The sequence below is a fragment of the Acinetobacter sp. FDAARGOS_559 genome (assembly GCF_003940475.1).
In the GTDB taxonomy this organism is placed as follows: domain Bacteria; phylum Pseudomonadota; class Gammaproteobacteria; order Pseudomonadales; family Moraxellaceae; genus Acinetobacter; species Acinetobacter baumannii.
Window position 1 is genome coordinate 658,387 of sequence record NZ_RKJG01000005.1, and the last position, 25,119, is coordinate 683,505.

25 protein-coding genes are annotated in these 25,119 nt (G+C 36.9%); 8 read left to right on the forward strand and 17 right to left on the reverse strand.

The annotated features are described in order from the left end of the window. Positions 1-19: 19 nt before the first annotated feature. From EGS71_RS04725 to EGS71_RS04735, 3 genes are all read right to left on the reverse strand, one after another. Positions 20-1,279 carry a serine hydrolase domain-containing protein gene (locus EGS71_RS04725; protein ID WP_000588784.1) on the reverse strand — a complete coding sequence of 420 codons (1,260 nt, stop codon included), beginning with the start codon at positions 1,277-1,279 and terminating at the stop codon, positions 20-22. 71 nt (positions 1,280-1,350) lie between these two features. Further along, positions 1,351-2,205 carry a MaoC family dehydratase gene (locus tag EGS71_RS04730; protein ID WP_001097352.1) on the reverse strand — a complete coding sequence of 285 codons (855 nt, stop codon included), beginning with the start codon at positions 2,203-2,205 and terminating at the stop codon, positions 1,351-1,353. A gap of 74 nt (positions 2,206-2,279) precedes the next feature. After that, the gene (locus EGS71_RS04735; RefSeq protein WP_000132115.1) at positions 2,280-3,671 is read right to left on the reverse strand and encodes a 3-oxoacyl-ACP reductase; all 1,392 of its coding nucleotides are present in this window, start codon (positions 3,669-3,671) and stop codon (positions 2,280-2,282) included. A 235-nt stretch (positions 3,672-3,906) separates the two neighbouring features. Between EGS71_RS04735 and EGS71_RS04740 the strand changes: the two genes are divergently transcribed. Beyond that, positions 3,907-5,475, forward strand: coding sequence for an acetyl-CoA C-acetyltransferase (locus tag EGS71_RS04740; protein WP_000047940.1), 1,569 nt, complete (start codon positions 3,907-3,909; stop codon positions 5,473-5,475). A gap of 66 nt (positions 5,476-5,541) precedes the next feature. Here the strand turns inward: EGS71_RS04740 and aceI are convergent, their stop codons facing one another. Then, positions 5,542-5,976 (reverse strand): chlorhexidine efflux PACE transporter AceI, encoded by a 435-nt coding sequence (gene aceI / locus EGS71_RS04745; protein ID WP_002010078.1) that lies wholly within the window; start codon positions 5,974-5,976, stop codon positions 5,542-5,544. A 90-nt stretch (positions 5,977-6,066) separates the two neighbouring features. Here aceI and EGS71_RS04750 point away from each other — a divergent pair, with 90 nt between their 5' ends. The 3 genes from EGS71_RS04750 (at position 6,067) to leuE (ending at position 8,803) form a co-directional block, all read left to right on the forward strand. Continuing rightward, on the forward strand, positions 6,067-6,960 hold the full coding sequence (locus tag EGS71_RS04750) for a LysR family transcriptional regulator (RefSeq protein ID WP_001024733.1): 894 nt from the start codon (positions 6,067-6,069) through the stop codon (positions 6,958-6,960). Between the two features lie 130 nt (positions 6,961-7,090). Next, positions 7,091-8,080 (forward strand): transaldolase, encoded by a 990-nt coding sequence (tal, locus tag EGS71_RS04755; RefSeq protein WP_000149849.1) that lies wholly within the window; start codon positions 7,091-7,093, stop codon positions 8,078-8,080. 72 nt (positions 8,081-8,152) lie between these two features. Then, complete coding sequence (leuE, locus tag EGS71_RS04760; protein WP_000467074.1) at positions 8,153-8,803, forward strand: leucine efflux protein LeuE; 651 nt, start codon at positions 8,153-8,155, stop codon at positions 8,801-8,803. A 36-nt stretch (positions 8,804-8,839) separates the two neighbouring features. On the opposite strand, the gene EGS71_RS04765 is transcribed toward leuE, so the two are convergent. Continuing rightward, entirely contained in the window at positions 8,840-9,313 is a 474-nt protein-coding gene (locus EGS71_RS04765; RefSeq protein ID WP_000344223.1) for an Lrp/AsnC family transcriptional regulator, read from the reverse strand. Positions 9,314-9,499: 186 nt separating this feature from the next. Here EGS71_RS04765 and EGS71_RS04770 point away from each other — a divergent pair, with 186 nt between their 5' ends. Continuing rightward, positions 9,500-10,672: a benzoate/H(+) symporter BenE family transporter gene (locus tag EGS71_RS04770; RefSeq protein WP_001169533.1), complete on the forward strand. Its 1,173-nt coding sequence runs from the start codon at positions 9,500-9,502 to the stop codon at positions 10,670-10,672. Positions 10,673-10,745: 73 nt separating this feature from the next. Here the strand turns inward: EGS71_RS04770 and EGS71_RS04775 are convergent, their stop codons facing one another. From EGS71_RS04775 to EGS71_RS04790, 6 genes are all read right to left on the reverse strand, one after another. Continuing rightward, entirely contained in the window at positions 10,746-11,465 is a 720-nt protein-coding gene (locus EGS71_RS04775; RefSeq protein WP_000775740.1) for an MgtC/SapB family protein, read from the reverse strand. A 15-nt stretch (positions 11,466-11,480) separates the two neighbouring features. Then, positions 11,481-14,237, reverse strand: a complete 2,757-nt coding sequence (gene mgtA, locus EGS71_RS04780) for a magnesium-translocating P-type ATPase (RefSeq protein WP_000674108.1) — start codon at positions 14,235-14,237, stop codon at positions 11,481-11,483. A gap of 100 nt (positions 14,238-14,337) precedes the next feature. Beyond that, complete coding sequence (locus EGS71_RS22425) at positions 14,338-14,499, reverse strand: hypothetical protein (RefSeq protein WP_001983688.1); 162 nt, start codon at positions 14,497-14,499, stop codon at positions 14,338-14,340. Positions 14,500-14,800: 301 nt separating this feature from the next. After that, positions 14,801-15,244: an RDD family protein gene (locus tag EGS71_RS04785; RefSeq protein WP_000221476.1), complete on the reverse strand. Its 444-nt coding sequence runs from the start codon at positions 15,242-15,244 to the stop codon at positions 14,801-14,803. Between the two features lie 272 nt (positions 15,245-15,516). Beyond that, positions 15,517-15,690 carry a hypothetical protein gene (locus EGS71_RS22430; protein WP_001139330.1) on the reverse strand — a complete coding sequence of 58 codons (174 nt, stop codon included), beginning with the start codon at positions 15,688-15,690 and terminating at the stop codon, positions 15,517-15,519. 178 nt (positions 15,691-15,868) lie between these two features. After that, positions 15,869-16,096 carry a hypothetical protein gene (locus EGS71_RS04790; RefSeq protein ID WP_000774578.1) on the reverse strand — a complete coding sequence of 76 codons (228 nt, stop codon included), beginning with the start codon at positions 16,094-16,096 and terminating at the stop codon, positions 15,869-15,871. Between the two features lie 288 nt (positions 16,097-16,384). On the opposite strand from EGS71_RS04790, the gene EGS71_RS04795 reads away from it, so the two are divergent. Both EGS71_RS04795 and EGS71_RS04800 read left to right on the forward strand, forming a co-directional pair. After that, positions 16,385-16,828 (forward strand): universal stress protein, encoded by a 444-nt coding sequence (locus EGS71_RS04795; protein ID WP_001109442.1) that lies wholly within the window; start codon positions 16,385-16,387, stop codon positions 16,826-16,828. Positions 16,829-17,087: 259 nt separating this feature from the next. Next, entirely contained in the window at positions 17,088-18,674 is a 1,587-nt protein-coding gene (locus EGS71_RS04800) for an ATP-binding cassette domain-containing protein (protein ID WP_000193891.1), read from the forward strand. A gap of 73 nt (positions 18,675-18,747) precedes the next feature. Here the strand turns inward: EGS71_RS04800 and EGS71_RS04805 are convergent, their stop codons facing one another. From EGS71_RS04805 to EGS71_RS04825, 4 genes are all read right to left on the reverse strand, one after another. Beyond that, positions 18,748-19,173, reverse strand: coding sequence for a hypothetical protein (locus EGS71_RS04805; RefSeq protein ID WP_000720297.1), 426 nt, complete (start codon positions 19,171-19,173; stop codon positions 18,748-18,750). A 421-nt stretch (positions 19,174-19,594) separates the two neighbouring features. After that, on the reverse strand, positions 19,595-19,726 hold the full coding sequence (locus EGS71_RS04815; protein ID WP_000161254.1) for a hypothetical protein: 132 nt from the start codon (positions 19,724-19,726) through the stop codon (positions 19,595-19,597). A gap of 179 nt (positions 19,727-19,905) precedes the next feature. Beyond that, positions 19,906-21,018, reverse strand: coding sequence for an OmpW/AlkL family protein (locus EGS71_RS04820; RefSeq protein WP_004736587.1), 1,113 nt, complete (start codon positions 21,016-21,018; stop codon positions 19,906-19,908). Positions 21,019-21,323: 305 nt separating this feature from the next. Next, positions 21,324-23,480 carry a TonB-dependent siderophore receptor gene (locus tag EGS71_RS04825; RefSeq protein WP_001189903.1) on the reverse strand — a complete coding sequence of 719 codons (2,157 nt, stop codon included), beginning with the start codon at positions 23,478-23,480 and terminating at the stop codon, positions 21,324-21,326. Positions 23,481-23,673: 193 nt separating this feature from the next. On the opposite strand from EGS71_RS04825, the gene EGS71_RS04830 reads away from it, so the two are divergent. Beyond that, complete coding sequence (locus tag EGS71_RS04830; RefSeq protein WP_001019949.1) at positions 23,674-24,180, forward strand: GNAT family N-acetyltransferase; 507 nt, start codon at positions 23,674-23,676, stop codon at positions 24,178-24,180. Positions 24,181-24,212: 32 nt separating this feature from the next. Here EGS71_RS04830 and EGS71_RS04835 read toward each other — a convergent pair whose 3' ends face one another. Together EGS71_RS04835 and EGS71_RS04840 are read right to left on the reverse strand one after the other, a co-directional pair. After that, positions 24,213-24,596, reverse strand: a complete 384-nt coding sequence (locus EGS71_RS04835; protein ID WP_000825559.1) for a hypothetical protein — start codon at positions 24,594-24,596, stop codon at positions 24,213-24,215. 174 nt (positions 24,597-24,770) lie between these two features. After that, complete coding sequence (locus EGS71_RS04840) at positions 24,771-25,052, reverse strand: hypothetical protein (protein ID WP_000650375.1); 282 nt, start codon at positions 25,050-25,052, stop codon at positions 24,771-24,773. Positions 25,053-25,119: the final 67 nt, after the last annotated feature.

Below are 25,119 nucleotides of genomic sequence, written 5' to 3' on the forward strand. Positions count from 1 at the left end.
CAGCTTTAAAATACTAAAATTAGAACCAGCCTTTACGGCCTTTTAAAATTTGGTCGGTGCAACGTAAAGCTTCTTGAGTCAGCCCCCACAAACGATAATCGCCTGTAATTGAACCAATCTGGAAGTTATGGGTATAGGCAAAGCTGAGGTCACGCTCAGGATCACACCACGCTCCTGAACCATTGTAACCAATATGCCCAAAACCATTTTTAGCTCGTTTACCCATAGTAATAATGCGGTGATATCCTAAGCGCCAATTCATCGGTATTGGCATGACACGATCACGTGCATAACTTTGAATAGTACTAAGTTCTTTAAATACTTCTGGGCGAATCAATTGCTGTCCATCCCATTCACCTTGATTTGCTAGCATCGCATAAATTTTAGCAAGGCTATTTGCAGTAAATGTCCCGTTCGCTGCCGGAATGACTGCTTGCAGTCCCTCATCACTAAAGAAACTAAAATTTTTCATTCCTTTTGGAATCATCGCATCCTGAAAGTCTTGCGGGTCTTGACCCGTCCATGTAATCACTTTTTCAGAGAGTGAACTCTTACGCGTCTGTGGCTTTTTAGGTTTTTCAACTTGAGTAGACGCTGGTTTTTCTGGTTTTGGTTGAATAATTAAACGTGCTACACGATCCAACTCATTTGCAGGCGTTCCAAAATAAGCACCATCTAACTGTAATGGCTCAACAAGATAATTTTGCATGAGCTGATCTAGAGATTGACCAGTTGCTTTTTCAAGTACGCCACCGACAAGCCAACCGAATGTTAAAGCTTGATAAGCATTGCCCTCTCCTGCAAGGAATCTTGGCTTAGTCGCCGCGACCACCTCTAACATATGTGACCAGTCGAGCATTTCTCTCGCACTTTCGATGATATTTCGAACATCAAACATGCCGCTTTGATGGCTTAGCACATGACGCAAAGTCATTTGCTCTTTTCCATTTTGAGCAAACTCAGGCCAATAGGTCGCAATCGGTTTGTCGTATTCTAAAAACCCTTCACTTACCAAAATATGCGCTAAAGTTGCAAGTACACCCTTACCTGTAGAGTAGCAAACTGCCAATGTGTCAGGTTGCCAAGCTTCAGTTTGTGATTTTAGACCGGTGTAGATATCTACAACTTTTTGGCCTCTAAAATAAACCGCTAAAGCAGCTCCACCTTGTCCTGTTCTAGCATCTTGAAGACGGCTGAACTGGTGAGCTAAATCAATAAAACGTTCATCTAAAATACCGTGATAGTTATGGGTATCGGCCAGTAAAATTTCTTTAATCACATGAAGTTCCTTGCATTTTTTGTTATTTTGCTCAAAAGCAGCCCAAACCTCTGTTCAGGCTGCTGCTATTTTTATAATGCTTTTACAGTTCCTGCAACATGCGGTTTTTGTGATTTGGCATTACGAATCAAGAAATCTGTCTTTTTATCTGCATTTGCAGTTAAAAACTCAACTTTTGATGGCAAGAACATTGGTAGCTTAAACCACACATCTGCTTCATAAGCATTTGGCAACTCAAGGTTCGCTAAAGCTTTTGCTTTGCTCCACATGCCATGCGCAATGGCTTGCTTAAAACCAAATGCTTTTGCAGTAATGGCATGAATGTGAATTAAGTTAAAATCACCAGACACTTTCGCATAACGGCGGCCTGTGTTTTCTAAAATATTCCACTCTGCCTTTGGAACATAAGATGGCGCTTGTTCTTCTTTGGCTTTCTCACCTACTCTTTTCTCAACTTTTTGGCGAGATAAATAAGTTGTTAAGCCTTCCATCACCACTTCATTGCCAACTTTTGCTGTGGTAATAAAGTCAAACTGAACACCTTTATCATGTGGTTTTAATTCCCCAAATTTACATGAGAGAGTGAGTTTTTCAGTTACGCCAATCGGTCTGGTCTGTTTAATCTGGTTACGGATATGCACTAAACCTAAAATTGGAAATGGAAATGCTTCTGCCGTCATCATATGCATTTGCAAGCTTTGAGAAAGTACCGCTAGATAAATTGCCGGTACAAAGCCATTATTTTGAAAGCCACATACTTCGTTATAAGCCTTCAAATGGTTCTGATCAATTTCTAAAGTATCTACCACATATTCAACTTGCGGTAATATTTTTGGACCTTTCGGTTTTTTAAAAATTAAACCTTGCACTACTTTTGGATAAGCCAATGCCGCTTTTGGTAGTTGGCTAAAATGACGAGTATTCATACCTAACCTTTTATAATTTATAAATTCTTGAATAAAAAAGGGATGCACAAGCACCCCTATTTAGCTAAAAGTGCTTAAGCGCCCAACAAGCTTTGACCGCACACGCGTACAACGTTGCCATTTACACCTGTAGAAGCAGTTGATGCAAACCATGCAATCGTTTCTGCTACATCAACAGGTAAACCACCTTGTTGCATTGAGTTCATACGGCGACCAGCTTCACGAATCGCAAATGGAATCGCAGCAGTCATTTGGGTCTCGATAAAGCCAGGTGCTACTGCGTTAATGGTAATACCATTTTTTAGAATAGGCGCAGTAAATTTCACTAGGCCAATTACACCTGCTTTAGATGCAGCATAGTTGGTTTGACCAAGGTTACCAGCAATACCACTAATTGATGATACACAAACAATGCGGCCATTTGCATTTAGACCATCGTTTTCTAACAAGTAGTCGTTTACGCGTTCAGCAGCAGACAAGTTAATGTTAATGACTAAGTCCCAAAGCTCTGGCTTCATGTTTGCCAAAGTTTTGTCACGTGTAATACCTGCGTTATGAACAATAATATCTAAACCACCTTGTTTAGCCGCAGCAGCTTTAATTTTTTCGCCCGCATCAGCAGCTGTAATGTCAATTGCCAATGTAGAACCACCAATGTCAGCAGCTACACGGTCAAGATCAGCTTGTTGTTGTGGTACGTCTAGACAAATAACATGCGCACCATCACGTGCCAACACATGTGCAATTGCTTCACCAATACCACGGCTTGCACCAGTTACTAACGCAGTTTTTCCAGCAAGCGGTTTTGCCCAATCAACATCAACTACATCTGCTTTAGATACACGAATCACTTGACCAGATACATAAGCTGAACGTGGTGAAAGCAAGAAGCGTAATGTTGATTCAAGGTTTGCAGCAGCACCTTCGTCTACATACACAACTTGAGCAGTAATACCCTTTTTAAATTCTTTACCTACAGATTTGATAAAGCCTTCAAGTGCACGCTGAGCAATCGCCTGTTTTACAGTTTTTGCAGTTTCAGGCGTTGTACCAATAACAATCACTCGACCAGAAGTCGCAACTTGACGTGCAATCGGGTTAAAGAATTTATAAAGTTCGTTTAACTGTTCTGAGTTTTGAATACCAGATGCATCAAATACAACAGCTTTGAATTTTGATTCTTTATCGCCTGCATTGAATGGACGTAAATTTAATCCAACTTTTGCAGCTTCTTGTTGTAATGCAACATTATTGCCTACATAGCTATCTGCATGAATATTGCTAAGTACTTGTGCAATCGCACCAGACAAAACGCTTGACGGCGCCGCGCCAACCAATACTGCACCTTTCACTACTGGCTGAGCACTTTCAAAACGCTCTAATACAACAGGCGAAGGTAAACCCAGATTTTTAACAACGAATTTACCAATAGGAGATTGCGTAAATGCTTGGTATTGATCAGTCATGATTATTATCTCTCAAAGAAATGAATTTTCTACGACAGGCTTCATTATGTTATGAGATGGATAGAAACAATATGAAAGCAGTCGTTCATTAGAGTTACTCCAAATCATACTTGAGTTCATCTTTGGATGTCTTGACCTGAATGCTATCTACAATGTCATTCTAGTCAATACAGGTCTATTTGAATTGTGTTAAGGTAGCTAACAAGAATATCGTTATTATGCTTGGAAAAGCCTTATGAGCAAAACAACTCAAGAAAATCCAGCAGTCGAGAATTCTGCTCAGGAAAAAGTGTCAAATACATCAAAGTCGGCTTCTAACACGGCTAAGCGTAACAGCACTACTCCTAAAGCAGCAACTAATACACCAAAAACGACACGTACTCGTTCAACGACTGCACCTGCACGTAGCCCTCGTAGTAAGAGCGCTGCTTCAGCAACCCCGTCTACATCTTCAAATGTAGCTGCAGCACCAAAAGCAACAAAAACCAAAACTTCTGTTCAACAGGATAAAACCATGAGTCAAAACACTGTTCGCCGCGTTGCAATCCTTGGTGGCAACCGTATTCCATTTGCACGTTCAAATACTGCCTACTTTAAAGCGTCTAATTCTGACATGCTGACAGCAGCATTGAATGGTTTGGTTGAGCGCTTTAATTTACAAGGTAAACGTATTGGCGAAGTTGTTGCGGGCGCTGTTTTAAAACATAGCCGTGACTTCAACATGACTCGTGAAGTTGTATTGAGCACAGATCTTGCTCCTGAAACTCCTGCTTATGACATCCAAATTGCATGTGGTACAGGTTTACAAGCAGCATTTGTTGTTGCTAACAAAATTGCGCTTGGTCAAATCGACGTAGGTATTGCAGGTGGCGTAGATACAACTTCTGACGCACCGATTGCTGTAGGTGATGGCTTACGTAAAGTTTTACTTGAACTTAATGTTGCTAAAACAGGTAAAGACCGTCTTAAAGCTCTAACAAAGATTGATTTTAAAAAGCTTCTTGATGCACCAAGCAATGGTGAACCACGTACTGGCCTTTCAATGGGTGAGCACCAAGCAATCACTGCATTAGAATGGGGTATCACTCGTGAAGCACAAGACGAGCTAGCTGCAAGCAGCCATCAAAAACTTGCTGCTGCTTATGAGCGTGGTTTCTTTGATGACTTAATGACTCCATTCTTAGGTCTTAACCGTGACAACAACTTACGTCCTGACAGTACAGTTGAAAAACTTGCTAAGTTAAAACCAGTTTTCGGTAAAGGCGAAACTGCAACAATGACTGCAGGTAACTCAACTCCGTTAACTGACGGTGCGTCTGTGGTATTGCTTGCTTCTGAAGAATGGGCAAAAGAAAACGGACATGAAGTTTTAGCTTATCTTTCTTTCTCAGAAACAGCAGCTGTTGACTTCATTGGTAAGAACGGTCCTAAAGAAGGCTTATTGATGGCTCCTGCTTATGCAGTACCTCGTATGCTTAAGCGTGCTAACCTTAAGCTTCAAGACTTTGATTTCTACGAAATCCATGAAGCATTTGCATCTCAAGTACTCTCTACTTTAAAAGCTTGGGAAGATGAAAAATTCTGTAAAGAACGTCTTGGCTTAGATGCACCTTTAGGTTCAATTGACCGCTCTAAACTGAACGTAAATGGTTCATCTTTAGGTGCAGGTCACCCATTTGCTGCAACTGGTGGTCGTATCTTGGCTACAGCAGCTAAATTAATTAATGAAAAAGGTTCAGGCCGCGCATTAATCTCGATCTGTACAGCAGGCGGTGAAGGTGTGGTTGCGATTGTAGAAAAATAATTTCTATTTATCGACCAAAAAAATAAGCACCCATCTGGGTGCTTATTTCATTTCAATCTATGTGAATTAATGAAGTGATGCTGCTTTAGCATTTGGGAAAAACTTATCTTCAATATGGTCATAGCACCACTGGAAAATAAAGGTATAAACCAAAATACATAAGGTCAAACCTATATCTAAAATAAATGCATCAATCACTGTCATCTGCATCATATATGCAATCATTGGAACAGTCGCAATCAGCAAACCACCCTCAAAACCAATCGCATGTAAAATCCGCACAGGGATCGTTCTTTCCCAATTAAATTTATGCTCTACTTTTTCGAAATAGTGGTTAAAAATCATATTCCAGAAAACTGAAACCACTGCCATAAACACACCAAGTGTTCCGGTCACTTCCATCGGCATGTCAAAAATAAAACTTAATGCAATCGCAATGATGACCAACAAAATTCCTTCATAACTGATTGCATGAATGAGTCTTCTCTTGGAAATCAACATTTTTAAATACTCAATAATAACTTGGATAATGTGCATTTTATTTTTATAATTTTGATTAATCTAATCAGGTTCTTTCAATTTTTTTGACAGATGAATATTAATCAAGAACAACTTCTCATGTTCCAAGCCGTTATGGAAACAGGTTCATTTTCAGCAGCAGCAAGGAAACTCGGTAAAGTCCCCTCTGCTGTGAGTATGTCGATTGCTAATTTAGAAATTGATCTGAACCTGACTTTATTTGAACGTAAAGGCCGTGAACCTACTCCTACAGCCGAAGCACGAGTGCTATATGAAAAAACGGCGCAACTATTGATTGAAATGAATCAATGGAAACAGCACGCGCATGCATTAAGTACTGGGCTGGAACCTAATCTTACTATTGTTGTGGTGTCTGAGCTGCTACATACCAATTGGACCGACTATGTTTGCCTGCTAGAAAGTCGCTTTCCCGATCTACAAATTAATATTGTGTCTGCCCCTCAAGAAGATGCGCTTCAAATGTTGTTAGATGGATCTGCCCAACTGGCCCTTATGTTTGAACGTGAGCATTTAGACAATAGAGAACAGTTTGTTGAACTCAAACGTGAAGCCTTAATTCCTGTTATTTCAAAAACCCATCCGCTCGCAAGCCAAGAGCATGTCTCATATGAGCAGATTTTGGGTACAAGACAAATTGTGGTGGCAAGTCGAGATGAAACATTAAAACCCGAATTATTATTTTCAAAACATTACTGGCGTACAGACAACCACCACTCTGCTTGCTTAATGATTTTACGTAATTTAGGTTGGGGCGTACTTCCACAAGAGATGTTTAAAGAAAATCCCGAGTTAAACAACAAGCTTAAAGCATTAGATGTATTTGATTTTACGCCTCGATTTGAATATTACGTTGATTTGGTCTGGAGCCGCGAAAGTGAACTCGGTGCTGCTGCACGGTTTTTGATTGACTATATTCGTAATAAGCGAATGCAACCAGCTCCGTAAAATCATTTCAATTTAGATGCAGAACCTAAACGTTTTTCTTTGAAACATAACAATTGATATATCGACAGTATGGATAGAGTTTGTGCTATAAAGAAAACATAAGATTTTTTATTGAAGATGTTGAATATCAATGACTCATACAGCACTTGACCAATTAAAAACATTAACGACCGTTGTTGCTGACAGTAGCGACCTTGAAGCAATTCGTAAATTTCGTCCCTTAGATGCTACGACGAATCCTTCGTTAATTACCGCTGCGGCAGAACAACCAGAAAGTAAAGAGCTCATTGAAGATGCTTATTATCAAGCTAAAGAAGAAGGCTATAAAAATGATGAACTGATTGAAAGAACCATTGATATTTTAACCGTAAAATTTGGTGTAGAAATTTTAAAACTCATTGAAGGCCGTGTTTCTACAGAAGTCGATGCTGCACTTTCATATGACACCGAAGCGACCATTCAAAAAGCACATGAATTATGTGAGCTTTATAAAGGTTATGGTATCGATCAGTCACGTATTCTGATTAAAATTGCATCGACTTGGGAAGGTATTCAAGCGGCTAAAGTGTTAGAAGCTGAAGGTATTGCTTGTAACCTCACTCTCCTTTTCGGTTTACATCAAGCCCAAGCGTGTGCAGATGCCAAAGTTACTTTAATCTCACCTTTTGTAGGCCGTATTTTAGACTGGTACAAAAAAGCTGAAGGTGTAGATTCTTACCCAATCGAGAAAGATCCAGGTGTGGTTTCAGTTAAGAAAATCTACACTTACTACAAGCAGCAAAATATTCCAACTCAAGTCATGGGTGCGAGCTTCCGTAGCATCGACCAAGTGCTAGGCCTTGCAGGATGTGATTTGCTTACGATCTCTCCAAGCTTGCTAACGCAGCTTGAACAAGATACGCGTCCAGTCGATGCAGCACTTGATGCGAACAAAGCAAAACAGGCAGAAGCGATAGTTAGACCAGCTCAAGATGAGCAAAGTTTTAAAGATGAACTTAACCATGACTTAATGGCATTCCAACTTTTACAAGGTGGTGTTGATGGCTTTATTAAAGCGCGAGATCAATTAAGTCTTTTATTACGTCAATCTTTTGGAATTGATGCAGAAATTAAATCTTAAAAACTGCACTTTTCATACAAAATTACCGATTTTTGTTATCATGACAAAAATCGGTTTTTTATTGGGTTTCTCGTGTTCGGCATAACAGACTTAACAACATATATTATTGGTACATTCCTAATTGTGTTATTGCCAGGGCCCAATTCTCTTTATGTGATGTCGATTGCTTCACGCTATGGTATTAAAACCGGATATATGGGGGCACTTGGTATTTTTACCGGTGACTTAATTTTAATGCTCTGTACTGTACTTGGTGCGGCTTCTTTATTAAAAGCATTCCCTTGGGTTTTTATCGTACTCAAACTCGTCGGCGCACTTTACTTGTCTTATTTAGGTTTTAAGCTTCTACAAGGCAGTATTCAGCGCTGGAAATTACGTAATCAACCCCAAGCAGAAATGGCTGATTTACCTGCTTTAGATAAAGTTCACCCTTATAAAACAGCCTTAAGTATTAGTTTACTCAACCCTAAAGCGATTTTATTTTTCCTGTCTTTCTTTGTGCAGTTTGTTGAACCGGATTATGCCTATCCAGCTTTAAGCTTTTTAATTTTAGCGGTGATTTTACAAATTATTAGCTTTAGTTATTTAACTGCGCTTATTTTCTCTGGAATTAAACTTTCAACTTTTTTCAAACAAAACCATAAAATTGCAGCAAGCGGAATTTTCTTAGTTGGCATTTTATTTTTCGGATTTGGCTTAAAGCTGGCAACTTCAACAATGTAAGCTGCCGAGTCAAGGAAGTCTGAATTTATTAGGTTGTTAAAATGCCAGCATGCCATCTGTTTTAACTTCATTGAGCACAAAAAATGTTCTTACCTGTCTTACCCCGGGTAAAGCAATAATTTTTTCACTATGAAAACGGTTAAAAGCAGCCAAATCTTTAACACGAATTTTTAGAAAGTAGTCAACTTCTCCGGCAACCAAGTAACATTCAAGAACATTCTCCAAATCACCTGCTGCTTGTTCAAATGCCTGAAAGCTATCAGGTGTCGAGCGATCCAGCACTACTCCGACCAAAACAATAGTCTCACGTTGCACCATACCCGGATTAATTCGAGCACGCACATCCAAGATGGCCCCAATCTTAAAAAGACGCTGAGTATGGTTCCAACATGACGAAGTACTAATGCCAACAAGTTTTGCCAGTTCAGCATTACTTAAACGTCCATTCTCTTGTAAACAGCGCATAATTTTCAATTCAAGAGGTGTTAAATTTTCAGCCTGCTCATCCATAAAACAATATCCCAAATTCCCCGTTTGTTATGAAATAAATAATACCATTAATGGCTATTTAAAAAATATTCTTTCATTTTAAAGTCAAAAATAGAAAGCACCTTCTTAAAAAAAATTGTTAGATTTACCTAGCTGAAAACATAGGCAGAAACATATTAATTTTTCAGGGACTTAGAACATTTAGCTATGCAAAAGATTCTTCAAGATTTCTCAATACCAGCCGTATTTGCTGGTTTTATTACCTTTCTTATTGGTATTAGTGTTTCGGCTATTTTAGTGATTCAGGCTGCTCAAGCTTTAGGTGCGTCATCTGAACAAATCACCTCATGGTTTTGGGCTTTAGGCTTAGGTATTGGTTTATCAGGACTTATCCTTTCTTGGAAATTTAAATATCCCGTAGCAACAGCTTGGTCAACAGCGGGCCTCGCTTTAATTATGGCAACAGGTAGTGGCTATAGTTTAAATGAAGCAATTGGCGCTTTTTTAGTAGGTGGTTTACTCACTGCGATTTTAGGCTTTTCAGGTATATTCCAAAAAGCGCTTTCCTATATACCACAAAGCCTAACCAGTGCCATGCTTGCCGGAGTTCTGCTTAAGTTTGGTATTTCACTTTTCGCGAGCTTGCAAAATGATTGGACATTTGTTTTATCTTTACTCGCCATTTATGTCATTACAAAAAGATTATGGCCGCGTTACAGCATTGTATTTACCGCCTTGGCAGGTATTGCCCTCTGCCCTGTTTTTTTAGACTTTCATATGCCTACTCTTGAGTGGTCCTTGGCTAAACCCGTTTGGATTAGCCCTGAATTTAGCTGGTCAGCACTTTTAGGCTTAGCATTACCACTTTTTGTGATTAACATGGCATCGCAATATCTACCTGGTATAGCCATGATCAAGAGTTATGGCTATAAACCGCACGTTAATCAACTAATTGGTTGGACTGGTTTAACTCAAGTTGTGCTTGCACCTTTTGGATGTTACAGCGTTAATATTGCTGCGATAAGTGCTGCCGTAAGCTTAGACGACCAAGTTCATCCTGACCCAAGCAAACGTTATATTGCTGGTATAAGCTGTGGCTTTTTTTATATCTTGATGGGGCTATTTGCTGCAACCCTCACAAGCTTGCTGATGTCTTTTCCTCATATTTTTATTGTAGCGTTAGCAGGCATTGCCTTACTTGGTACGATTAGTCACAACATTGCGCTTGCGTTTGGTCCAGTTGAAGACCGCGAAGCGGCATTATTTACCTTTTTATGTAGTGCGTCGGGTATCCAATTTTTCGGTGTTGGTTCAGCTTTCTGGGGACTGGTTGTCGGTATTGTTGTATTTATAGTCCTTAAATTTAAAGCTAAAAAATAAGGCTTAAACGAAAGAGTTTGCGCTTCATCATTTAGAGAAATTCATAAAAAATTAAACGCAAACTCTCGTTAAATTAGTTAATTGTGTTTTTATCCCAAAACGCTTGCCGTATTTGCGGCATTGCATTTAAGTGATTAATGATGTGTTGTGCTTCTTCTGCTTCGATTGAGGTTGCAATTAGCGTTACTTCTATCTCAACCTCTTTTTCTCCAAAAGGTGTGACATCAATATCTTTAGCAGGATAATTATGATGCTTTAGGGTTAGGTTTAATTCATCCATAACGACCTTGCTCTGACTTCGGTCACATATAATGTAAATTACATGTAAAACTTCTGTGTCATCGTCTAACGGACGACGGTCAATGATATGGACAATCGGCCTTAATAGCGTATTGGCAGATAAAATAAAGGCTGTCGCCAATATTGCTTCAATAATTAAATCAGCACCCGCGGCAGCACCTACTGCCGCAGAACACCATAAAGTCGCTGCGGTATTTAAACCGTGGATGTTGCCTTCTTGGCGCATAATGACACCCGCACCCAAAAAACCAATACCCGAAACAACATAGGCAATTACCCGAACAGCTCCATCTGCTCCAGTAAGATTAATTGCAATATCTACAAAAATTGCTGCACCTACCGCAACTAGAACATTTGTTCGAAGACCAGCTGTACGTTGCCTATACTGACGTTCGAACCCAATTAACGCCCCTAAAATAAAAGCAGCCGAGAGACTAATTAAAGTATCAATAATATTTGATAAGTCTGTATGTTGTAAAAATTGCAATTTCATTTTGCACCTATTGTTTTATTGCCAGCCATAACGGCGGATATAAATTTTCTTTACCCATTGAGTAACACACATATAAGCACCTAAAATTACAGGTAAATATAAAAAATAACTTAAAGGTAAAGCTTGTAGTTTTAAATAACTTGCTAAAGGACCCATTGGTAAGAAAATCCCGATACACATAATCACCGCTGTCATTATTAATAATGGAGTCGCGGCACGACTCTGAATAAATGGAATTTGAGCTGTACGGATCATATGGACAATTAATGTCTGGGTAAGTAAACCCACCACAAACCAGCCTGATTGGAATAGCGTCTGATGTTCAGGAGTATTTGCTGAAAATACAAACCACATTAACCCAAAAGTAATCATGTCAAAAATGGAGCTAATCGGTCCGAACACCACCATAAAACGGCCAACTTCTTCAGGTTGCCAACGCTGTGGTTTTGCAATTAACTCTTCATCCACATTGTCAAAAGGAATCACAATTTGTGAAACATCATAAAGTAAGTTTTGAATGAGTAAGTGAATAGGCAACATGGGTAAGAAAGGAATAAAAGCACTTGCAATAAGTACCGAAAAAACGTTACCAAAATTTGAACTCGCCGTCATTTTGATATATTTCAGCATATTGGCAAAAGTTCTACGGCCTTCAATCGCACCTTTTTCAAGAACCATCAGACTTTTTTCAAGCAAGATTAAATCTGCAGACTCTTTAGCGATATCTACTGCAGTATCTACTGAAATACCAATATCGGCAGCACGTATAGCAGCGGCATCGTTAATACCGTCTCCTAAAAAACCAACCACGTGACCATTTGCTTTTAACTGCTCAACAATACGTTCTTTGTGAACCGGACTTAATTTCGCAAAAATGTGGTATTGCTCTACTGCTCTTTTGAGTTGTTGATCAGTTAAGGTTTCAATTACACCGCCCAATAAAACTTGATCATAATTCAGGCCAATTTCTCGGCACACTTTTTGGGTGACAAACTCATTATCCCCAGTTAGCACTTTTACCGTTACACCATGGGCATGTAAACTCTGTATAGCTTCTTTGGCAGACTCTTTAGGTGGATCAAGAAAAGTAATATAACCTATTAAAATCAGATCACTTTCATCAACAACTGAATAATTTTCCTGATGATTTTTAAACTCACGATACGCTACTGCCACCACTCTTAAACCATCTCGGTTATAGCGTTGAGTTAATGCCTCAATTGCTACTTCACGTTGCTTTGTTAAAGGCTCTACTTTGCCATTTACCTCGACATAACGGCAAACCTTTAACATTTCCTCAACTGCACCTTTGGTAATCATACGGGCTTTTTGTTGAGGCGTTTGTACCACGACTGACATACGGCGGCGATCAAAATCAAAAGGAACTTCATCTAACTTCTTGTAACGTAACTTCTGTATTTTGATCTGATCATCAACAGCTTCTAAAACAGCCACATCAAGCAAATTTTTTAGGCCTGTTTGATAATAACTATTTAAAAATGCCTGCATGAGTACAAAGTCTGATTTCCCGCCTTGAACATCAATATGTTGGGATAAAAAGATTTTGTCTTGAGTCAGTGTTCCAGTTTTATCGGTACACAGAACATCCATGGCACCAAAGTTTTGGATCGCATCTAGACGTTTAACAATCACTCTCTTTTTAGATAAGAAAACCGCCCCCTTTGCCAAAGTTGAAGTCACAATCATCGGTAGCATTTCTGGAGTAAGACCGACAGCTACAGATAATGCGAATAAAAATGCTTCGGCCCAATCGCCTTTGGTGAAGCCATTAATGAAAAGTACAACAGGTGCCATCACCAACATAAAGCGAATGAGCAACCAACTTACTTTGTTGACACCCATTTGAAATGCAGTCGTGCTCCGATCAGTAGCCGTAACTCGATGAGCCAATGCACCGAAATATGTTTGAATACCCGTACTTAAAACCACTGCCTGAGCTGAACCAGAAACAATATTGGTCCCCATGAATACAATATTATCTAGCTCTAAAGCGCTGGTTTCTTCGAGATTTTTCTGCAACGGAAATTTCTCGACAGGCATTGATTCACCAGTCATTGCAGCTTGAGAGACAAACAAATCTTTAGCAGACAAAATTCTACAATCCGCAGGAATCATGTCACCCGCAGATAATAAAATCACATCACCTGGCACTAAATACTGAATTGGTATCTCAAATTGTTGATTGGTTTGGTCTTTAGTATCAATGCCATAACGCTCATGCATAAGTTCTAAATCTTCTGCACTGACTTGATGGCGCAATACAGTAGCAGTATTACTCACCATTGCCTTTAAGGCATCCGCAGCTTGATTTGACTTTGCTTCTTGCCAGTAACGAAGTAGTGTTGAAAGAATTACCATCACACTAATAATGGTTGAACCCGTTAGATCATCGGTAAAGAAAGCAATCAATGCCAAAAGGCTAAGTAAAATATTGAACGGATTACGGTAGCAATACCAAAGGTGTTGCCACCAAGTTAATGGCTTTTCATGAGTAACTTCATTAAGCCCCACCGTCATTTGTTGGGTATACGCTTGCTCTTCTGTAAGCCCCGTCAAATGAGTATCAAATTGTTTTAATAGATCATTCGTTTGAGCCCTTGATGCTTTAAGCAAACGCTTAGATAAATTTTTGCTAATTTCTTGAGCATAACTAGATTGATGTAGCTCTTTAAAAGATCGATTACGACCGAAAAAACGCATCAAATGAAATCTTTGTAAAAATGCTGTAAAGAGTCGTTGCCAGAATTTCATCACGAAATCCTCCATTTTTTAGGCGTACAAAGCTCTTGACCTTATTAAAAATAAAGTCTTTTAAATTTTTTAATTTAGAAAGGAATAGGAGATCGTAGACTTACGATGAAGAAGAGAAAATTAGCCCAAAGCCAGACCAACGTTGACGGAATGTCACATAACTGAACATGGTCCGAATGCTTTGAATCGCATGAGACGAATTGTTTACCAAGATTAAAATCTGGTAAATATAACGGTCGTGTATGGAAGCGTATAAAAACATTGGCTTCTCCCCATTTCTAGCGAGAAACTAAACAGATAAATGCTGAAGTGAATGATTACAAATCAAGTAATTTGTATAGGTTTAATCTAATTTTTAACAAAGCTATCTCATTGCAAGATAGCCTCTCCTAAAGGTTACCTTGCTCAGTATTGGCTTTGGTTTAATTGATAATTAAACTCGAACCTCGAACAACTACCCATTTAGGATCTCCGTTAAATAAACTCGCGGCAAGTATAGGTTTTACTCTACAAGGCACAAGATTTTTTTTGTAATTTTTTATTAATTCATCAGTGACTATAACTCACAGTTCTCTAACCACCACTGTTTTCGCCATCTTGTCATGCCATCCTTGTTTTTTAGCATCAAATGCGACCCAAATAAGGCCGATACAAAACACTAAAATAGATGGAATATATCCGATATAGCGAATGAGAGATTGTACGAAAGTTAACTTATTACCTGTCTTTTCATCGAGAACTTTTAAACGCATTAGACGTTTTCCTGGTGTCCCTGCAAAGTAGATCCAACACAAAACAGTATATAAAAATGGAAATGCATAATTTACGATCATATCAAACCAATAGTTTTGCGGTTTACTACTCATACCTGTAGCAAATATGAGATCGTAATCTCCATGATAAAAGATCCATGCGGCTGGAATAATTGCTAAAAAAAGAATAAGAGTATCAATGATCATTGCGCCAAATCTTAACCAAAACCCTGCATATTCATATTTATAGGTCATGTGTTCACCTCGCTTTTGTTATTTTTTACCTAATGCCACAGTAACTAATTTATTGGTCTTTCATCGTAATTGAAATCTTTTTATTTTTAAATACTTAATGTATTTTTTAATTTCCGGTTTTATTTAGAATTGTAATAAGATTTTTGAAAAATAAAAGCCATATCAATTTAAGTTAAAATAATATATATCATATTAAAATATTTAAATTACACCTCATTTGTATGAGGTGAAAACTAATTATATTTATTAATTTAATCATTTATAACCAATGGTTATTTCCAGAATAAAACATCAATTTTAAATTCTTTTTTTAGCAAAAAAGCTGCACAAATAAGCCCAATACCGATGATGATTAAAAACATGCTTAAACTTAATAATCCTCCCAGAGCAGAGCAAAAGCCTAAAATAGCTAAAATATAAAATAAAATTACACTAATACTTGGCATTCAATTTATTCCACTACTTAAAAATAAAAGCAATTTATTCTATCGAGTCTGTAAAGGAATGCTGTTTTCAAATGTTGATTACACCCCATATTTGTATCAACTTAAAAACAATATGTTAATAATTCCTACTAAATGTAAACAACAAAAATATAAATGTGATAAATATCACATTTATATTTTATTTAACTTCAAAATAATGTTTTTCAGTAATAAGTTTTATTTTTAGATTTTTATATAATCGATCTTTTGAGTTTTCTAACGAAGGAACAACTTTTTCTGCAAACTTATCATCTGCCATGAGTCTTGCATAAGTTTTATATCCAATTACTAGCTTTTCTGGCTCTTTACCAGTTTGGCGAAATTCCTCGATAAGTTTACTGACTTTCTTTGCTGTTAAATCGGCCATATCTTACTACTTCCCCCTTACATATGATTTGGTTATACGATTTCTGTGTGACAAAAATATGAAAGGTAATTTATTGTAAAGTTCTTCTAAAAAATTAAATTTGGCATAGTCTCAACTCCCTCTTTATCGCCCCTCACTAAAAACATTAAAAATCAAATATATAATTAAATACCATTTAATTTAACTACAAGTGAATTGAATTGATTTCTACCTTTAAACAAATGTGTTAATCTTTAAGTAAGAAAAGCTTCATACATATAACAACTTGTAAATAAGAGGAATAACATTATGAATTACCGACATATTATTGTACCTGTAGATGGTTCTGAGATTTCTTTGGCAGCAGCACGACAAGCCGCCCATATCGCTAAAGCTTTTGGTAGTAAACTTACAGCAATTAGTCTAGTTGCAGTGGACCCGTTTAGTGGTGTTGATTTCTATTACATCTCTCCTGTTGTAAAAGATTATTTTGTTGAAGCGCGTGCTAATGCAGAAAAAACACTTGCGAAAGTAAAAGCTCTTTGCGCTGAAGAAGGTGTTGATATTGAAACACAAATTATTCAAGGTGAAATCTCATCTGATGGCATTCTTAAAGCTGTAGAAGAGTTGGGTTCAGACCTGATTGTTATTGGTTCACATGGTCGTAAAGGTTTCCAAAAACTTATTTTGGGTAGTTTTGCGCAAGATGTTCTAAACAGCACTAAAATCCAAGTTTTGGTGGTAAAAGAATAATTGCTGAGTCGACTAAAAGCCTAATCCATTGATTAGGCTTTTTATCATAAAAAATGCATAAGTTTTACACAGCTTAAAAACCGTTATACACTATTGTTCTCTTTCCCTCTATTTTGTGAGTCACGCCAATGAAGTAAGTCTTTTTTCTCATCAATTTTCTCTTTTTTGATGTGCAAAATAGACTATTCTTTAGTGACTTAGCGTCTTTATTTAAAGCTTTACACTCCTATTTTGTACATCCTGTATTTATGAGGTTCTTATGACTCAGCAGCAGGCATGTGTAATTTCACAACTCACTTTGGAGTTTCCTTCAAAAGTGGTGTTTAAAGAATTGAATTTCTCACTTGAGCATCATCAAGTATCAGCCTTAATTGGCCGCAATGGTCAAGGTAAGTCTTTACTTATGCAATTGCTTCACAAGATTTCACCCACTACAGAAATGCATATAAGTGGTCAAATAAACTGGCAAACAAACCATGCATATTTATCTCAGCTCACTCGTCTCCAATCAGACACAATTGCAGAAGCTTTAGAGGTCAACCATCTTTACAACGCTTTTCAAAGAGTGGAACAAGGCGAAGCTGAATACGATGATTATGATTTGTTAGAAGGACATTGGGATCTTCCTAATATTTGGGAGGCTTTACTACGGTCTGCTCAGCTACCAACCGATTTAGACTTTCCTGTTAAGCAGCTAAGCGAAGGCCAAAAAACCAAGTTAGCCTTATCCGCATTATTTTTAAAAACTGATCATTACCTATTACTTGATGAGCCAAGCAACCATCTCGATCAAGAAGCTAGACAGTGGTTAATTGCTCAGTTAAAGAAACATCCAGTAGGCGCTCTTATTATTAGTCATGATCTGACTTTGTTAAATGAAGTCGACCATATTTATCACTTAAATGAGCATGGCCTACAGCACACTACAGGAAATTATGAAAAATTTTATGAGCAATATCAGTCCCAAATCGAGGCTTTAGAACAGTCAGTACATCTGCATCAACGTGAAGTTAAGCACATGAAGCAAAAGCAGCATGAAGTTTTAATGAAAGCCCAAAAACGTGAACGTGCTGGCAACAAACTTCGTGACTCAAACTCGCAAGCTAAAATTTTGCTCGATTTTAAAAAAGAACAGGCTGGGCAAAGCCTAGGAGCAATTCATTCTCAACATCAGCGTCAAATCGATCAAAGCCAGCAAGACTTGAAGAGTAAAAAAGTACTTCTAGAAACTGTTAAGCCCCAACAATTTATATTCCCCTCTTTTAACAAAAGAACTGGAGAAATTCTTAGAATTGAGAACTTAAAACTCAACTATGGGACACAACAACCAATTCATCTCGCCTTAAGAGCTTGTCAAAAGATTCATTTGGTTGGCCGAAATGGTATTGGGAAATCAACTTTGCTGAAACAGATTGATCAATCAGCTGTAACTGCTACAGATGAAATTAAACTGTTTGCAAATTGCTTTTATCTCGACCAGAACTTCAGCTTTTTATTAGACCATCTCTCTGCTGTTGAAAACTTAAGAAATATTAACCCAAATATTACTGAGTTAGAGTGGAGAAATTTATTAGGTCAGCTTCGGATTCGTGGTGATAAAAGCACATATCCCTTAGCTCAACTCAGTGGTGGTGAGAAGTTAAAAGTTGCTTTACTAGGTTTGAGCCATGCTCAGCCTATGCCTGAACTTTTATTACTTGATGAACCAGAAAACCACTTAGATATCGAGTCAAGAGAGTTATTTGCAAATGCTATTTCTAATTATGAGGGTGCTGTGCTATTAGTTTCACATGATTTAAGTTTTGTTGAAAAATGCGGGATTGTTGATTCAATTTATTTAAATTAACACTACGCTATTTTTATGCCTATATAAAAGCTCTAATTATTAGAGCTTTTATATAAATCTTTTAATTATCATTTTATTTTTTATTATCTAATATTTGTAGATCTAGATTAAAAGAAACTGCTCTATTTCTTTGTGCGCTTTTTTTCATTTGATAAACTTGAACAATATAATCACCATCGACAGGTAGCGTTACTTCACCTGAAAAACCTACAGTCGAACCCACGAATAATGGCTTATCTTTACCAGGCTTTTGACCTGGAGCGAAAATATTAATATAAGCTAAATTACCATAACTATTAATATTAAATTTTAAAATCTGTCCACTTTTTGCAAAAACTCGATATCTTACATCATCATAACCTTGAAACTTTCCGGTTAATGTAGTTTGAGAAGAACCTTTTAAAAAGCTTACTTTAGTCTCAATATTTTTAGCAACTACAGATAATGGTATAGATGAAATCAAACTAGATAATAATAAAATTTTAATGATTTTTTTCATTTTTAGCCCTCAAAATTATTTTTAAATTATTATAAGAAAGATAATTTTTATTAAATTTAACTTTATGTATAGATTTGATGAGTAGCGTTTGGATTTGTAAGTTATTTCTTCGCTATTCAAAAGTGAGTGTCATAAAACTTAACTTATCAGCTCTTGAAATTTTACAGCCGAAATTTATGGTAATGGCCATAATGAGTCATTTTATCAAAGTGGCTTTAAGTACATGTCCTATAAAAACCGTATGCAATTCAATGCAAGCTATGGAAACCAACTGGCACATATAAAAGAAGATTCATATTTTTCTGTAGTGCTGTCTTATCAATGCAAGATTATTTTGATCCCTAACAATAGCTAGGAATAGCAAGACGCAGCAAAGTTATTTTAAAGCCCATCTAACGATAGGCTTTAAAATTTATAAAAATTAGGAGTCTTTATCCATTGAGTGTGGAGTCGTGGTTTTATCTTGCTGTTTAGTATCATTCTCACCTTGGCAAGCCGCCACAGAAAGCGAAACGATTGCTGCTAAACCTAGGGTAGCGATAATTTTAGTCATATCTCACCTCATACAGTTTTAATTGATTAGCTTATAAATACTGGCTATCAATATTACGATCAGCATAGATTTATAGACTTTTTTGTAGTGTTCACAAAGAAATGTAAAATGAAAAAGTATCCCAAAGATTTTAGTTTATTGAATTCATCTTCAGGATACTGCTTCAAATGATTAAAAAATTAAAATCTGTAGCCCACCCCTAAATATGTAATGATCGGATCAATATCAACTTTAGTTGACCCATGAATTAAGCGAGCGCCCGTATTTTGGTTAATGACATCAATTTGTGTTCGATTATTTAGTTTTGCATAAGATACTGAGGCAACCGTATACCAAGAATCATTAAAATCATAAGTAAAACCGGCAGTAAATATAGGCGCAATCGCATCATCTGCATCTACTTTAACCACCATATTTCCACTAGACTCTTTACGATCCAAGGCAGCCCCAGCCTTACCATCTAATACATTTTGAATCATATGACCTGCAGAGATCAGGTCAGAACGAATTTCGTCATTTAGCTTAATATCATTAAAATGAGCATACATTAAACCCACACCTAAATAAGGTCTAAACTTGTTCACCCCACTCTTCCCAAATTGATATTGTGCTTCAATTGCAGGGGTCCAAGCACGAACACTAGCTGCTTTAGGTTTATTGCCTAAATTGGTAATCGGGACCGCTTGACCTAAGGTAATGCCGTTCGGAAAAAGAATTTTAACTAATTCATGTGGTGACAACGCGACACCACTTAATGGAGCCAAGATTTCGCCTTGACCTTTAATATCGACTTTAGGGGGAATGCCTCCAATAAATTGTAAAGACACATTGTCATTGAGGTAATAGTTAAACATAAGCCCTAATGTGTCTGTGTCATCTACTTCAAGGCCAGCATCATTTTGATGCCACTGCTCTAACCCTTGAATCGTTGCCTCACCTGCTACCTCAGGTTTTATATTGCCTTCTTCATCAAGTAAGAGCCCTTTTAAAAAGTCATCATTTAAAGCGAGTTCAAGAAACTCTTTTTGATTAAAAGGTTCACCGCCTACATCTACCTCTGTAGCATTAGGATCAACGGAGTTTAAGAAACTGGTCGGCGAAATGCTTCCAACTTTAGCAACTGTTCCATTTTTAACACTTGTATTGATATTAAATGGATTAGCTTTACCTTGAGGCATTACATGTAACCAACCTGCCGAGACAGAAAACCGTTTTACTCCCTCTGCATAACTCATATTTGCAAATATCAATAATGAGCTGGCTATTACTATTTTCGATAATTTTATTTTCATTTTTATTCCATCCTAGAAATGCATATTGCTAACTCTGCAATATGTTCTTGGAATATAGCCAAGTTATATTTTTTATCAATTAGTATAATTTTTAAGCAAATAAATTTAAGTTAAATCCATCACATTTTCATATATAAATTGATGACTTAGTTATCTTAATTAGCAGACGAACGGTAAAATTTTAGTTAAAAATAATTTTATCAAATGGTAAAAAATAGAGGTGAAAACCAGTGCTATTTTGATACTTAGCTCTTTTTTAGAATTATAAAAAAAGCACCCTTAGGTGCTTTAAAAAAATAACTTCATTAAAACTTATATTGTAGTGTTAGCGCCGCATTTCGAGGGGCACCTAAAGTAATTTGGCCATATGCCGGGAAAACACCGTAATATTTTTTATCAAATACGTTGTTAATATTAAGCTGAGCCGAAAAATCTTTTGTAATTTGATAACGAGCCATAAGGTTTACAAGTGCATAATCTCCTTGCTCAACTTTCTCAATAACTTCTTTGGGATTTTCGGCATTAATATAGGTACTGCTTTGCCAATTTACCCCGCCACCCACGGTTATGTTTTCTAATTTGCCCGGTAATTTATAGGTGGTAAATGTCTGAATCATCTTGCGAGGAAGTTGGGTATTAACATCGGCATCATTTGCATCTTTGGCAGAGAACTGGCTATAACCTGCTGTAATATTCCAGTCTGGTGTGATTTGTCCACTTACTTCAACTTCAAAACCTTCACTCGTCGCACCTTTTGCTGCCCGATAATAGGTTTCTTTTACCCCGTTACGAGTAACTTGTCCTGCTTCCTGAGCTAAATTGTCTTGCTTAATATGATAAAGCGCTAAAGTACCATTCAAACGTCCATCAAACCATGCAGATTTTAAGCCTACTTCAGTACTGTTTCCTTCAACCGGGTCTAAATAGTTTCCATCAAAGTCTTTATTGTCTTGAGGCTGAAAAATACTGGTATAACTTGCATATGCAGTATAGACATCATTGAAATCATAGATAATACCTGCATAAGGAACAAATTCGTGGTCATATTTTATGGATGAACTACGACCATATATATTCTTTTCATAATTTGTAAAACGCCCACCTAAAATAAATTTTAGAGGCTCAATCGGATTTAAATAAGTCGCAGCGAATAGTGCATTTTGTTCAATATTATATTTTTCATTGAGTGTAGGTGCATTCCACACTGGCTCAGGCATGCTGCCGTTCCATTCAAAGAAATTGCCAATTTCCATTTTTGTATCAGTTGAACGAGCATACGCTGTAAAGTCCTGATTGGAATATTGATAACCCAAAACAACCTTTTGCTCTAAGCCCCACAAATCAAAACTACCATTGAGCTGCAAAGAAGCGTTATCTTGCTCTACCTCAAGGTCATACGCTGATGCATAAGGAGATAGCCCTAGACCAGTATTTTTGTCTACACTACCCGAAACATATAAAAGCTTTGAATTAGCATCACGCTTACCATGAGAATAAGACAGTTTAGCTGACCAGTTGTCATTAAATTTATGAGTTAAATCTGCAAATAGATTGGTATATTTAACATTCCAACGTGTCCAGTCAGCACTTGTAGTGGTATTTTTAGACCAGTTCGTTTTTGTGCCATCACTAAACCAGACAGGTAAACCTCCCCACATTGGTCCACGCGGATCATCTTCTTGATAAGTTACCCCACCCGATAAAAGGGTATTTTCAGATAAATCTGCTTCAGCACTTAACAGTAAAGTTAGCTTTTCTTTAGACAACAAGTCGGTATAGCTGTCGCCTTGTTCATATTGGGCCACTGCTCGTCCACGTACTGTCCCTGATTGATTAAGGGAGTTGGCAATATCACCCATAACACGGTAATTATCCCAACTCCCTGCACTCACTTCTACGTTAGCAGTTGGCTCTGTACTCGTAGCACGCTTACGAACCATATTAATCGCAGCAGATGGATTTCCAGCACCAAATGTAAGACCTGTTGCCCCTCGAACTACATCAATATGATCATATAAGGCCATACTTGAGAAAATTTCACCTGAAGACCAAGGCAAGCTATATGTGGTGGGAATACCATCAATAATATAATTATCTACTACAAAACCACGTGAATAGATTCCGCCTCGGTTGGTTTCATAACGGTTGACACTTACCCCTGTAACATTTTCAGCGACCTCAACCAAAGTTGACAATTGCTGGTCTTGTAAACGCTGTTGAGTAATGACAGAAACAGATTGTGGAATCTCACGAACGGATAAACCCAGTGGAACCGCTGTATCTGTTTTCCCTGCTATATAACTTTTTTCATTTTCTTCGCCACTTCCAGCTTTTACTTTAATGGTAGGAAGAGTTCCATATTCCGAAGTCTGCTGATCAGTCTCTGCATGCGCTGAAATTGTGCTCATTGCTATAGCAAGTGCTAATGCATTAATTTGAAAGTGTTTCGTAGTCCTTTGCATAATCTTTAAGTAGCTTTAAAAAAATTACATGAATAATACAAAGAATAATTATCATTTGATACCGATTATCAATATTACTTTCATTTATTTTATTTATGGATTATACAAGTTTTTATGATTGAAATTTATTCCTAACTAAGCCTATTGATGCTAAAAATAAAAGAGTAGCTGAGAAAAACGGATCAAACTTAAGATGAATATTTTTATTCGTGATGAGCGAGAAGAAGATATTAAAGAAATTGAAGAATTGACTAAAGCGGCATTTCTAAATGCTGAACATACGAGCCATACTGAACACTTTATTGTTAATAATTTAAGAAAGCACAAACAACTTACAGTCTCTTTAGTTGCGGTTGAAGATAATACTATTGTTGGGCATGTGGCAATTTCACCAGTGCAAATTTCATCAGGTGAAAAGAATTGGTATGGCTTAGGACCTATTTCTGTCGCGCCGAATAAGCAAGGACAAGGTATTGGATCATTGCTTATGAATAGCTCTTTAGAAAAATTAAAAAAATCAGGCGCAAAAGGTTGTGTTTTATTAGGTGATCCAAAGTATTACAGTCGCTTTGGTTTTAAGGCATACCCTGACCTAAAACTACCTGGTGTGCCCCCTGAATACTTCCAAGCCTTAAGTTTTCAAAATTATGTTCCTAAAGGTGATGTAAGCTACCATGAAGCATTTAATGCCCAAGACTAATTTAGAATTTTCTTTATTAAAAATAGATTTTATTAATTATAAGAAATACAAAAGTCTAATTTATCAATTGGTTGCTTAAAACAGGTCCATGAATCTTTTTCCGGTTTTTCAATAATTTTTTTAGTTTTTAAATCACGATAATAAATAGTCGCATCTTTTAAATTCGACAAATTACTTCCTACAGAAACACATGAATCGTTATTTGAACAAATATTTGATTCTTTAATAAAAACTTTTGTATTAGCAAAAGTTAATCTTTCAAAGTTAGATGTCGAGTTATTTGTAGAAGAAAGTAAGCAAGGCTCAGTAATATTTCTACCATTCACTACAAAACAACTTTTACTGACTTCGAATGGCACTTGAGCAAAGGAGCTTGTAGCATAAGCTAATAGAAATAATATAATAAGGCGCTTCATGTTCTTTCTCTCTATATAATCAACATCTAGTCTAAAACTGCCTATAAATATTTAGACTATATTTTCAGTTCGCTATTTATAATACCTGTATTAAGATAAGTTAAATATTTACTATTCGATAAATTTTACAAAATATTAAAGCATTAGCTTATAGGCTACCTAACAATCGCAAAGTTATTCATTAAGCACTTTCCAATCGGTTCCAATTTGTGCCAAAGCTGGTAGCTCATCACTATTAAAAACATTGTAATTAGCATCTACAGCGAATCGATAGAGTGGTATTGAATCTGCCTCTGTTTTCTTAAAAAAACTAAAATCTTCAGTGATATGTATTAAGTCTTCTGCCCTATTATCTATTCCCAATTTGTTTCCACTGGCACCTGACGGTATATGTATATAACTTTCACAAGTTAATTCGACTATATTTCCATCTAGATCTTGATATGAACATTTCATGTTTAAACCCTTCCGTAATTTTTATAGATGTGTAGAAAAACTTAACATGCTATACAGATAAGTTATG

What these genes read in the sequence shown, in the direction of transcription:
- EGS71_RS04730 (WP_001097352.1), bottom strand. Translation starts at nt 2,205, where the DNA reads ATGAATACTCGTCATTTTAGCCAACTACCAAAAGCGGCATTGGCTTAT.
- EGS71_RS04735 (WP_000132115.1), bottom strand. Translation starts at nt 3,671, where the DNA reads ATGACTGATCAATACCAAGCATTTACGCAATCTCCTATTGGTAAATTC.
- EGS71_RS04740 (WP_000047940.1), top strand. Translation starts at nt 3,907, where the DNA reads ATGAGCAAAACAACTCAAGAAAATCCAGCAGTCGAGAATTCTGCTCAG.
- aceI (WP_002010078.1), bottom strand. Translation starts at nt 5,976, where the DNA reads ATGTTGATTTCCAAGAGAAGACTCATTCATGCAATCAGTTATGAAGGA.
- EGS71_RS04750 (WP_001024733.1), top strand. Translation starts at nt 6,067, where the DNA reads ATGAATATTAATCAAGAACAACTTCTCATGTTCCAAGCCGTTATGGAA.
- tal (WP_000149849.1), top strand. Translation starts at nt 7,091, where the DNA reads ATGACTCATACAGCACTTGACCAATTAAAAACATTAACGACCGTTGTT.
- EGS71_RS04765 (WP_000344223.1), bottom strand. Translation starts at nt 9,313, where the DNA reads ATGGATGAGCAGGCTGAAAATTTAACACCTCTTGAATTGAAAATTATG.
- EGS71_RS04770 (WP_001169533.1), top strand. Translation starts at nt 9,500, where the DNA reads ATGCAAAAGATTCTTCAAGATTTCTCAATACCAGCCGTATTTGCTGGT.
- EGS71_RS04775 (WP_000775740.1), bottom strand. Translation starts at nt 11,465, where the DNA reads ATGAAATTGCAATTTTTACAACATACAGACTTATCAAATATTATTGAT.
- mgtA (WP_000674108.1), bottom strand. Translation starts at nt 14,237, where the DNA reads ATGAAATTCTGGCAACGACTCTTTACAGCATTTTTACAAAGATTTCAT.
- EGS71_RS22425 (WP_001983688.1), bottom strand. Translation starts at nt 14,499, where the DNA reads ATGTTTTTATACGCTTCCATACACGACCGTTATATTTACCAGATTTTA.
- EGS71_RS04785 (WP_000221476.1), bottom strand. Translation starts at nt 15,244, where the DNA reads ATGACCTATAAATATGAATATGCAGGGTTTTGGTTAAGATTTGGCGCA.
- EGS71_RS22430 (WP_001139330.1), bottom strand. Translation starts at nt 15,690, where the DNA reads ATGCCAAGTATTAGTGTAATTTTATTTTATATTTTAGCTATTTTAGGC.
- EGS71_RS04790 (WP_000774578.1), bottom strand. Translation starts at nt 16,096, where the DNA reads ATGGCCGATTTAACAGCAAAGAAAGTCAGTAAACTTATCGAGGAATTT.
- EGS71_RS04795 (WP_001109442.1), top strand. Translation starts at nt 16,385, where the DNA reads ATGAATTACCGACATATTATTGTACCTGTAGATGGTTCTGAGATTTCT.
- EGS71_RS04800 (WP_000193891.1), top strand. Translation starts at nt 17,088, where the DNA reads ATGACTCAGCAGCAGGCATGTGTAATTTCACAACTCACTTTGGAGTTT.
- EGS71_RS04805 (WP_000720297.1), bottom strand. Translation starts at nt 19,173, where the DNA reads ATGAAAAAAATCATTAAAATTTTATTATTATCTAGTTTGATTTCATCT.
- EGS71_RS04815 (WP_000161254.1), bottom strand. Translation starts at nt 19,726, where the DNA reads ATGACTAAAATTATCGCTACCCTAGGTTTAGCAGCAATCGTTTCGCTT.
- EGS71_RS04820 (WP_004736587.1), bottom strand. Translation starts at nt 21,018, where the DNA reads ATGAAAATAAAATTATCGAAAATAGTAATAGCCAGCTCATTATTGATA.
- EGS71_RS04825 (WP_001189903.1), bottom strand. Translation starts at nt 23,480, where the DNA reads ATGCAAAGGACTACGAAACACTTTCAAATTAATGCATTAGCACTTGCT.
- EGS71_RS04830 (WP_001019949.1), top strand. Translation starts at nt 23,674, where the DNA reads ATGAATATTTTTATTCGTGATGAGCGAGAAGAAGATATTAAAGAAATT.
- EGS71_RS04835 (WP_000825559.1), bottom strand. Translation starts at nt 24,596, where the DNA reads ATGAAGCGCCTTATTATATTATTTCTATTAGCTTATGCTACAAGCTCC.
- EGS71_RS04840 (WP_000650375.1), bottom strand. Translation starts at nt 25,052, where the DNA reads ATGAAATGTTCATATCAAGATCTAGATGGAAATATAGTCGAATTAACT.